Origin of the sequence: Nostoc sp. DedQUE09, from assembly GCF_034530915.1 — a bacterium.
Lineage (GTDB): Bacteria > Cyanobacteriota > Cyanobacteriia > Cyanobacteriales > Nostocaceae > Nostoc.
The window spans coordinates 24,411-35,021 of the sequence record NZ_JAVRCE010000076.1 but is presented as its reverse complement, the minus strand read 5'-3'; the positions used below and the strand labels follow the sequence as shown (position 1 = coordinate 35,021).

At 42.3% G+C, this 10,611-nt stretch carries 8 protein-coding genes; 1 reads left to right on the top strand and 7 read right to left on the bottom strand.

Features of this window, described 5'->3' with window-relative positions; genetic code table 11:
• Positions 1-987: sister chromatid cohesion protein PDS5 (locus tag RMY27_RS30955; protein WP_322668656.1), on the top strand; the 987-nt coding region annotated here is incomplete at its 5' end.
• A 239-nt stretch (positions 988-1,226) separates the two neighbouring features.
• Here RMY27_RS30955 and RMY27_RS30950 read toward each other — a convergent pair.
• The 7 genes from RMY27_RS30950 to RMY27_RS30920 all read right to left on the bottom strand — a co-directional run bounded on the left by RMY27_RS30950 (position 1,227) and on the right by RMY27_RS30920 (position 9,927).
• Positions 1,227-2,840 carry an iron uptake porin gene (locus RMY27_RS30950; protein ID WP_322668655.1) on the bottom strand — a complete coding sequence of 538 codons (1,614 nt, stop codon included), beginning with the start codon at positions 2,838-2,840 and terminating at the stop codon, positions 1,227-1,229.
• Positions 2,841-2,950: 110 nt separating this feature from the next.
• Complete coding sequence (locus RMY27_RS30945) at positions 2,951-4,006, bottom strand: Gfo/Idh/MocA family oxidoreductase (protein ID WP_322668654.1); 1,056 nt, start codon at positions 4,004-4,006, stop codon at positions 2,951-2,953.
• 291 nt (positions 4,007-4,297) lie between these two features.
• Positions 4,298-4,477 (bottom strand): MFS transporter, encoded by a 180-nt coding sequence (locus RMY27_RS30940; protein WP_322668659.1) that lies wholly within the window; start codon positions 4,475-4,477, stop codon positions 4,298-4,300.
• Between the two features lie 239 nt (positions 4,478-4,716).
• A complete protein-coding gene (locus RMY27_RS30935; RefSeq protein WP_322668653.1) occupies positions 4,717-5,715 on the bottom strand; it encodes an ABC transporter permease subunit in 999 nt (332 codons plus the stop codon).
• Entirely contained in the window at positions 5,712-7,268 is a 1,557-nt protein-coding gene (locus tag RMY27_RS30930; RefSeq protein ID WP_322668652.1) for a sugar ABC transporter ATP-binding protein, read from the bottom strand. The genes RMY27_RS30935 and RMY27_RS30930 overlap by 4 nt, the downstream gene beginning before the upstream one ends.
• Before the next feature lie 463 nt (positions 7,269-7,731).
• Positions 7,732-8,760, bottom strand: coding sequence for an ABC transporter substrate-binding protein (locus tag RMY27_RS30925; protein WP_322668651.1), 1,029 nt, complete (start codon positions 8,758-8,760; stop codon positions 7,732-7,734).
• 165 nt (positions 8,761-8,925) lie between these two features.
• A complete protein-coding gene (locus tag RMY27_RS30920; RefSeq protein WP_322668650.1) occupies positions 8,926-9,927 on the bottom strand; it encodes a substrate-binding domain-containing protein in 1,002 nt (333 codons plus the stop codon).
• Between the last annotated feature and the right edge of the window lie 684 nt (positions 9,928-10,611).

Below are 10,611 nucleotides of genomic sequence, written 5' to 3'. Positions count from 1 at the left end.
CTGCTGGGTTTACTCAAAGATAAGAGTGATGATGTGCGTAACTCTGCTGCTAAAGCATTGGGTAACTTGGACAACGCCTCGCCACAGATAGTTGAAGCACTGCTGGGTTTACTCAAAGATAAGAGTGATGATGTGCGTAACTCTGCTGCTAAAGCATTGGGTAACTTGGACAACGCCTCGCCACAGGTAGTTGAAGCACTGCTGGATTTACTCAAAGATAAGAGTGAGAGTGTGCGTGACTCTGCTGTTCTTGCATTGGGCAACTTGGACAACGCCTCGCCACAGGTAGTTGAAGCACTGCTGGATTTACTCGAAAACGAGAGTGATGATGTGCGTAACTCTGCTGCTGAAGTATTGGGTAACTTGGACAACGCCTCGCCACAGATAGTTGAAGCACTGCTGGGTTTACTCAAAGATAAGAGTGATGATGTGCGTAACTCTGCTGCTAAAGTATTGGGTAACTTGGACAACACCTCGCCACAGGTAGTTGAAGCACTGCTGGGTTTACTCAAAGATAAGAGTGATGATGTGCGTGACTCTGCTGTTCTTGCATTGGGCAACTTGGGCAACGCCAACGCCTCGCCCCAGGTAGTTGAAGCATTGCTGAGTTTACTCGAAAACGAGAGTGAAAGTGTGCGTTACTTCGCTGTTCTTACATTGGGCAAGTTGGGCGACGCTTCGCCGCAGGTAGTTGAAGCACTGCTGGGTTTACTCAAAGATAAGAGTGAGAGTGTGCGTTACTTCGCTGTTCTTGCATTGGGCAATTTGGGCAACGCTTCGCCGCAGGTAGTTGAAGCACTGCTGGACTTCATCAAAGATGAGAGTGGAATAATGTCTTACCTTGCTAGTCACACATTGGGTCAGTTAGGCAAAAACTCCAGCAATGTTACTGCTACTGTCGCCAAATGGATTTCACAAAACCAGGATTCACAATATGTAGGTGATGGGATTGATGCGCTGTGGAATTTGATAGTAACAGAAGAATAATTTGTAAATCCTAATCTAAATTAAGTGGGACTATTTTCTTCAACCATCAAACATTACTTCCAATTGCATAGCAACTGAAGGAGCATGGCAATAAAAATTACATTAGACCTCTTGCATAAGTCGAATAGACCTCCTCCCCCCGATATATTGGGGGGAAACTTGAAATCTTGCGCCCTCCCCTTTACAAGGGGAGGGTTGGGGAGAGGTAATTCAAGGATTTTTGCAACAGGTCTATTCAGTTAAAAATCGAAGGTTGTGCGAAGCACACCCACATACTGCGTATCATTGCTGCTGTCGTTTTCCGGGTTGAGAATCACCCAAAAACCAGGAGTTACTGAAATGTTGTCATTTAGGCGATAACGATAAAATGCTTCGATATGGTAAGCGTTGTCTCGCTCTTGACGGACATCACTGTTAGAAACATGGGGTGGTATACCAAAGAGAATTCCTGGCAGATTACCTCTACCACCCACATCGGGAAACGACATCCCAATCGCCCCAAACCAGACATTGGCATTGGCACCATTGTTTACAAATACAGAATCTGTTCCACCCCTACCATTAGAAATATCACTCAAACCAGAACTCTCGGCATTTGCCCAAATATATCCACCCCAAGCGTGGACTTGGAAATTCGGGGAGAAGCGATAGTATCCCTGTGTGCCGACAATATTGTTGGAAGTAGCAATGTTGTTGCCAAAGGGAGCGTTTGACAAGACGCTACCCGTCCCAGCTGCGACATCGACTACTCCAGCAGGGCTATATCCATGAGAGTAAGCAACCCCGATCGCTCCTTGCTTACCATAATAGGCTAAGTGCGCTAGGGCATTGTAGCCGCCATCAAACAACCCGTTGCTCCCCGATGGCACATTGGGAGTGCTTGCTAAATAGCCCAAGGTGAGAACCAAGTCTTTGGTAATATTCCAGTTAGCGGCTGCACCACCGCCACCTCGCCGAAATAAGGGACTGTACGATCCAAAAAGTGAGGGAACCCCATTGCCGTCGTCAGCAATTGTGGGAGGAGTGACGGTGGTGGAAATGTCGGTGTAACCAATGCCTGTAGGCCCAACAACGAAGTTTAGGGATTCACTGACTGGGAAGTAATAACGGATGTGGGGGACAAAAAGTGTATTGTTGCTGTCATAATCGAAATTCAGGCGTGTCATCCCTGTGCCTGTGGCTGCGGCAATTTGGCTTGTACCATTAGCATTCGCAAAGTTGCCAAACTCCAGCCGAACTCGCAATAAATCTTTGCCAGTGAAACTGCTCTCAAAGTTGAGACGACCCCGATTTGCAAAGTAGAGATTGGATTCATCATCTTCACTACCGACTCTATCACCAAAGCTATCACTAATAGCGGTAATAATTTGAGCATTCAACCTAGTAGTTGTGGAAAACTGCTGCGCCTCCAATGTTGCTGTATGTGCCTCTAAGGTATCTACTCGTCCGCGCAGAGTTGTCAGTTCTGCGGCAAAGTCTTGCTGCAACTTTTGCATCACTGCCAAATCTTGCTTATTAACTAAATCGCTAGTAGCTGTGGCAATTAACTCATTAATCCGATCCAAACAAGCATTTAAACCTGCGGCAAACTCATAACGGGTTAAGGCACGGTTGCCGCGATAGGTGGAATTGGGATAACCTGCAATACAACCGTAGCGTTCCACTAACGATTGCAATGCACCAAATGCCCAATCGGTTGGTTGTACATCAGAAAACTGGGAAACAGAAGTGACTTGTCCCTGCAAAGTCCGATTAGCATCTGTTGCATTAGGATCGTCTTCTGGAGGTGCTGCCCAAACTGCTGGAATTGCCAAAAATAAAATAAAAAAGCTAGGAAAAATAGTTTTTAGCATTGATTTATTAATTGAAAATGGTTGAATTATGAGCTTGTAACGAAAGAAGTTATCCTCGAAGCAAAGTATGAGCTAATCAACATTAAAGTTACATATTTTAAGTTGGAGTTTTAGCTCACTTCAAGCAATGTTATGACTTTTTGCTCATTGCTGCTTTTCATAGCGGCTTCTATAATTCTCATTACATTAATTCCGTCTTCGGCAGTAACAGCAATTGGCTGATTACTAACAATAGACTTATATACCGCATCGTAATAATCTAAATAACTGCCCTGTGAACTTTTGACTTTTTCCCAAATTACTTTTGTGTCTTTTTCTGTATGAAGCAAGCCATATTCACTTTCCGGTTCTGTATACCAATCAAGTGTGTTAGGCTTCATACCCGCCACTAAATACTCTTCTTGTTTATCGGCTCTGCTTTTAAGAAAAGAACCTTTAGTGCCATGTATGATGTAGGCAGGTGCAGGTTCACGTACAAGGAAACCTGCTTTTAATTTGACGCGCAGTTTGTCGTAGTATAGTATCAACTCAAAACAATCATCTACCTGCGATCGCAGCCTAGTTATACGGATATCTGCAAAAATAGCATTGGGCATTCCAAATAAATGCAAAGCTTGGTCTATTAAGTGCGGCCCTAAATTGTTTAATGTTCCTGCCCCCGGACTGGGAACTTCAACATGTTGTTTATAACTAAGGATTGGCTTATATTTTTGAAATTGAAATTCTGCTTCAACAATATCACCTAATAAGCCTGCTTGAACAATTTTTTTGACTGTTTGAAAATCACTATCCCACCTCCGGTTTTGATATATAGATAATTTTTTTCCCTGTTTGTGTGCCAATTCTTTGAGGTGTTCTGCTTCTACTACCGTTGTGGTGAATGCTTTTTCTACCACTACATGCTTATCTGCAAGCAATGCCTGTTTAGCATAATCGTAATGGGTATAAGTCGGTGTATTTACTACTACTAAGATTACTTGCTCATCTGCTAGCAATGCTTCCAAAGAAGGATAGCTTTTAACATCAGGATAATGTTCCTGTATCAGCTTTTTGCTTCTTTCCCAAGAACCAGCTAATTTAAATCCGGGATGTAAATCAATAAACGGCGCATGAAATACCATGCCGGATAAACCAGATGAACAAAGAGCCGTATTGATAGTTTCCATCTTTTTAGTGATTGACTGAAGCGAGAGTTTGTATTTAGTTCACCAAATTAATTTTGAGAAGTTCGTAGTGGGTGACTCTAACTTTCATCTAAGCACTAAAGTGCTTACTACAAATGTAATAATTCAGCATTCAGAACTCAAAAGTCATAATTTAAAAAGAATGCAGCATGATTAGTACATTTATGTATCCAATTTTCTCCTAATTCTTTAACTATTTTGAATTATGAATTCTGACTACTAAATTCTTACCTTAATACTTGTGGCAAAATCAAACTTGATGAAGAGTACAAATTACATATCCTCTAACTCAATTCCTTTGGTTTCTTTAATAAAAAAGAGAATGAAAAAGAATGAGGTAGCTGCTGCAACTGTATAGAGTCCATAGGCAGAACCTAGACCGAAATATTGCAGTATCGGAGGAAATGTTGTCGAAATGAGGAAATTAGCAACCCATTGCATAGCAGCAGCAATCGAAAGTGCGCACCATGGATTACAGCAGTGCTAAAACCGAATAAAAACCCGCCGAGGGCAGCGGCACCAGCGATCAAAATTACATAAAACGTGCTGGCTTTACGACGAACAGTAGTAGAAGACATAAGTTTATATATTGGGAATTGGGTATAGAAGGCAGAGGGGCGGAGGGGGAGAGGGGCAGAGGGGAAAGACTTACTGCAACTTCTCCTCTGCTCCCCTGCTCCCCTGCCTTTTGTTCACCGTCTAGAACGTCTGCGTAACCGATCGATCGTTACTGCCAAAATAATTACTAGTCCTTTGACGACTAGTTGCCAGAAGTAAGATAGGTTCAACAAGGTTAAACCGTTGTTGAGAATCGCAATAATCAATGCACCGAGAAGGGTGCCACCAATGGTACCAATACCACCTGTAAAGCTGGTTCCACCTAGAATAACAGCTGCGATCGCATCTAATTCGTACCCCTGACCTATTACGCCGCTGGCACTATAAAGACGGCTAGCACTCATGATTCCTGCTAAACCTGCCAGTAATCCGCTAATACCATAGACGAATAGCAACACCCGATTAACTTTAATCCCTGTTAATCTGGCTGCCCGCTCGTTACCACCAACGGCATATATCTGCACTCCTAAAACAGTTTGCCGCAGGATAAACCAGCTAGCTATCACAGTCAGTAACGCAATTATCACTAGCCAAGGAATGGGGCCGACGTATGTATTACCCACCCAAGCAAAATTAATGTCTCGGTTAATCAGGGTTGTACCCTTGGCAACCAAGAAGGCTACACCGCGCAAGGCAGTAAGTGAACCCAAGGTGACAATAAAAGGTGGCACATCCAAGAAGGTAATGAGCGCACCGTTGAGTAAGCCTAACAGCAATCCTGCCAGCAAGGCAGCAGGTACAGCTGCCCAACTTAAAGCCGGTAGTAGTGATACCAGCAATGCAACTACCGCAGAAACAGCCAATATTGACCCAACCGAAAGGTCAATACCGCCGGTGAGAATTACAAAAGTCATTCCTGTCGCCAGCACAATATTGATTGATGCCTGACGCAAGATATTGACGATGTTACCGCCGGTGAGGAAGTTGGGAGAAAGGAATGCAAATAAGATGCAGATAATTACTAAGATTGGCAAAATACCTGCAACTTCCAACAGACTGCTGATTGATTTCCGGTTGCGAGCTGCGGGATTGTTGGCTGATTTATTGATAGGCGGTCTGACTGTTTGACTCATAATGCTGATACCTCCGATGCTCCAGTTGCGTAGTGCATAATCTTTTCTTGGGTGATTTCTTTGCCAAGACTGCCATCCAGCTCACCTACCAGCTGTCCTTCTCGCATCACTAAGACGCGATCGCTCATGCCGACAATCTCTGATAGTTCGCTGGAAACCATTAAAATAGCAACACCTTGTGCTGCTAATTCGCTCATGATTCGATAAATTTCGCTTTTAGCACCGATATCTACGCCGCGTGTCGGCTCATCTAACATCAACACTCGCGGTTTAATGGCTAACCAACGCGCTAGCAATAGCTTCTGTTGATTACCACCAGAAAGATCCAATGCTCTAATTTCCAAATTGGCTAGGCGGATATTGAAGTTTTCCACCGCATCTGTTGACAGGCGATTCACTGAAGGCCAGTTAACAATTCCACCCTTTGCATCTTGCTTGAGTGTGTTGATGGCAATATTCTTGCGGGCACTCATTTCCAGAAATAAACCTTGATCTTTGCGGTCTTCTGGAACGTAGCCAATTCCCGCAGCAATGGCATCACTGGGGCTATTAATTTCCAGTTTCATCCCATTCAAGAATACTTCGCCACTAGCTTTACGGTCTGCACCAAAAATCAGCCGGGATAGTTCTGTGCGTCCGGCACCAACCAACCCAGCTAAACCCAGAATTTCTCCAGCATGAAGTTCAAAACTAGCTGGCTCAATCTTTTTGCGGGCGTCGCTCATATTTCTGACTGACAGCACCACTGGCCCAGGATTCATTTGCCGTTGATGTTCGTAAAAGTCTTGCATGGAGCGACCAACCATCATCTGCACTAATCGCTGGGGAGAAATTTCACTGCGTGTCAGACTGCCAATATATTGACCATCACGCAACACGCTAATCCGATCAGCTAGGGCATAGATTTCTTCCATGCGATGGCTGATGTAGATAATGGCAATACCATCACGCCGCAGTTTGCGAATGACCTCAAATAAATGGTCGCTCTCGCGGTCAGATAGGGCAGCTGTTGGTTCATCCATCACTAAAACGCGGCTTTTATCCTTCAGCGCTCGGGCAATTTCCACTTGCTGCTGTTCAGCGATCGATAAGGTACCAACTATAGTCTGCGCAGTAAAATTGGCTCCAAGGCTTTCCAGCACTTCTTCTGCTTCTTGTTGCATCGCTTTGCGGTCTAAAAACTGACCTCGCCGCAACTCGCTACCCATAAACATATTTTCGGTAACGGTTAAATTCGGTGCAACATTCAATTCTTGATAAATGAGATTAATACCCGCCTTGCGTGCTGTCGCCGGATCGGTGATTTTCAAGGGTTGACCATTGATGCGAATTTCTCCTTCGTCGGCAATGTAAGCCCCTGCCAGGATTTTCATCAATGTGCTTTTGCCCGCTCCGTTTTCACCCATGAGGGCGTGAACTTCTCCTGGGTAAATCGTGAGATTAACATTTTGGAGCGCAGATACACCATGAAATCGTTTTGTAATTCCTTGCATTTCTAACACTGGGGTGCTAGTTGGTGTATCAGAACGTGAGGTTTCAATATTGGTTGTCATGAGCAAAACCTGTAAAAACTATTTAAAATTCGCGTAGGCGCAGCCTGCCGTAGGCATCGCACGATTGTAAATTAGAAACTAATAAACTCATATTTGATTGACCGCAAATCATGTTTTAAAAGCTGACTACTAGTTTGAAAATAGGGAATGGGAAAGAGATATTTTCATACTTGGTTGTTAAGGTTACTTAATAGAGGTTGTTGGGAAAATTCGAGTGCTATAAATAGACACTCAGATTTTCCCCTGATGCACATACATAGCGGTTCTCAATTGGGTGCAGCAGAGTTTTAACCTCTTTCTAAACCCATCTTGCTATTAAATAAAAGACAGGAATAAAGATGAGGTTTGGTATTAATTTAAGTGAAAACCGCCAGACATTCTAGGTATGTGCAAAAACTTTACAAACGCACCAAAAGATTGATATCAAAAGGCATATTTTTCAATTGCAAATTCACAATTTCTATTACTTCCAGCCTTTTTCTGTACTGACGTTATCTTTGGTGATCAACTTAACTGGAATCAAAATGGTGGAACTGCTAAGTTTTTTCCCATTTAAAATGTCATTGCCAACTTGAACTGCTTTTTCGGCCATCCCTCGCGGATTTTGAGTAGCAGTTGCTGCATATATACCATCTTTATTGGCGATCGCAGTTATTGCTTCTGGCGCGCCATCAACCCCAACAATAAAGAAATCTTTACGTTGTGCTTGGTTCGCTGCTAGTTCTGCGCCAAGTCCACTCGGATCGTTAATGGCAAAAACAGCATCAATCTTCGGAAAGGTTGTGAGCAAATCAGTCATAACTCTCAGCCCTCCATCCCGGCTACCATCTGCATTCTGGTTTTTAGAGAGAATTTTGATATTGGGATATTTGGATAATACATTTTCGCAGCCACTAACTCGCTGAATTACTGAGTCCACTGGCGGCCCATTAACTATTACTACATTGCCTTTACCTTTGAGGCGGTCAGCAATATATTTGCAACTAACTTCTCCAGCTTGGACATTATTGGTCGTAATGGTGGCATCCACACCTCCCTCTGCACCTGTGTCTACGGCAATGACAATTCCACCTGCTTTTTTTGCTCTTTGAACTATTGGTCTAATTCCACTTTTGTCAGCAGCATTTAAAACAATGATGTCAGTATTCGCGGCAGTAAAATTTTCAATTTGGTTGGCTTGTTGGTTGAGGTCATAGGCACTGGAAGCTATAATCACATTGACATCTTTTCCGCCAATTCTCTTCGCTTCTGCCTCAACTGCTTGTCCCATAACAACGAAGAAAGGGTTACTTAAATCGCCAACGGTGAAGGCAACCGATCGCAACTTTCTATTCCCAGTGGCGGTTTTAATTTCTGCACTAGTATTGGTAACAGGTTTAATATCAGTATTAGTAGCAGTGTTGCCATCGGGAGAACTATTTGTACAGCCGATCAGACTGCCACTGATCATACCTAGTAGACTAGCTGCAATTACAATATTTTTCACATTCATATATCTCCTACAAGTCATTTCTTACTTACACAAATTTTGGAAACGATGTATTTTAAAAACCGGGTCAAATATACTAACCCTCCTTTATCAAGCCTTTTTCTGGGTTTTATAATTACGAATTACGTAGCTTGCTTCTCGCCGGAGGCGAGTATTACGAATTATAAATTACCAGCCTTGATAGCTGCTGAGGTTCTCTCTAGTAACCAACTTGACTGGAATCAGGATATTTGGTGACTCAGGTTTTTTACCCTGGATGATATCGTTGCCAATCTGAACCGCTTTTTGAGCCATCCCTGCGGGATTTTGAGCAGCAGTTGCAGCAAATAGACCATCTTTATCTTCCATTGCTTTGGTTGCATCGGGCGATCCATCAACCCCAACAATAAAAAATTCTTTACGTCTCGCTTGTTTAGCTGCTAAATCTGCGCCGACACCGCTTTGGTCGTTAGTGGCAAAAACGGCATCAATTTTCGGAAAGGTTGTCAGCAAATCGCTCATGACTCTCAGTCCTCCATCCCTTGTCCCTTCAGCGTTTTGCTCTTTAGAGATGAGTTTAATATTCGGATATTTAGACAATGACTTCTCACAGCCACTCACTCGCTGATTGATTGAGTCCATCGGAGTACCGTTGAGGATGACTACACTACCTTGACCTTTGAGGCGATCGGCAATATATTGGCAAGCAACCTCACCAGCTTGGGTATTGTTGGAACTAATCATTGCATCTACATCTGCATCAACGGCTGAATCTAATGCAATAACAACCCTACCTGCAAGCCTTGCTTGATCGATAACTGGTTTAACTCCTTTTTTATCAACAGCGCTGAGGATAATTAGGTCAGTATTAGCAGCCGTAAAATTTTCGATTTGGTTGCTTTGTTGGTTCAGATCAAAGGCACTAGAAACTGCATTAACTCTGATATTCCCTCCGATTTTTTGAGCTTCTGTCTCAGTCCCCTTCTGCACTGCATTATAGAAGGGATTGCCTAAATCACCCAAAGCTACGCCAATTGTTTGCAATTTTCTATTTGGCGTACTAAGACTTTCTGCGCTTATATTAGTAGCCTTGTTAGTACTATTACTAGCTGTGTTGCCATTTTGAGCGCCATTTGTGCAACCAACAACCGCGAAACCTAATATGCCAACTATGAGCGAAATTCTTTTCATATTCATCTATTTCTAACAACTGATTTAAATTTGAGAAACGTTATCAGAAGATAAAGTAGGTCTGAAAAACTTAGACCTAACCTAGCGTTACTACTAGCTTTTGAAATGTAAACTCCAAAAGTTTTTTAATTTGGCGTAATTGGAGTTATTGCTATTAGTTTCACAAAAGAAAATGGTTTATTTTTCAAGCACAATCATGAACATTACACTACTTGAAATAATCGCATTTTTTTGTAAAATTATTTCGTAGCGCCTAGCCTGAAAACAGCTTTTAAGTGAAACTTCCAAAAACTAGTTTTATTAAATTTGTAAATCTTTATTTGTTCATCGACTTTTTTCATTTTATCCCGCTCTATTACAGAAATTAATTTTGTTTATCGAACTTTACAAATTTAAAGGGTTTTAAATGTCTCGATAGAACTTAAAGTCTACATTCCAAAATACTCGTATAAATTAGCCTATTCAATATTAAGGTCAATGTTAAAATCGTTAACATTTCTCAATCAATCTCCTTCAGAAAAGATCCTGTTATAGTGGACAAATAATTTGATTTGACTGCTAGATTTTGATAAATGTAAACACCCTTTGGTTAGATTTTAGAAATCAACTCAAATCTGCTTGCCAAGCGTATTTATTTGTTATTGCTCCTCCATCACTTGAAGGCCATATAGAAATAATTTTTTT

Bases quoted from the DNA above. Each gene is read 5' to 3' on its own strand.
- RMY27_RS30950 (WP_322668655.1), bottom strand. From the start codon at position 2,840: ATGCTAAAAACTATTTTTCCTAGCTTTTTTATTTTATTTTTGGCAATT.
- RMY27_RS30945 (WP_322668654.1), bottom strand. From the start codon at position 4,006: ATGGAAACTATCAATACGGCTCTTTGTTCATCTGGTTTATCCGGCATG.
- RMY27_RS30935 (WP_322668653.1), bottom strand. From the start codon at position 5,715: ATGAGTCAAACAGTCAGACCGCCTATCAATAAATCAGCCAACAATCCC.
- RMY27_RS30930 (WP_322668652.1), bottom strand. From the start codon at position 7,268: ATGACAACCAATATTGAAACCTCACGTTCTGATACACCAACTAGCACC.
- RMY27_RS30925 (WP_322668651.1), bottom strand. From the start codon at position 8,760: ATGAATGTGAAAAATATTGTAATTGCAGCTAGTCTACTAGGTATGATC.
- RMY27_RS30920 (WP_322668650.1), bottom strand. From the start codon at position 9,927: ATGAAAAGAATTTCGCTCATAGTTGGCATATTAGGTTTCGCGGTTGTT.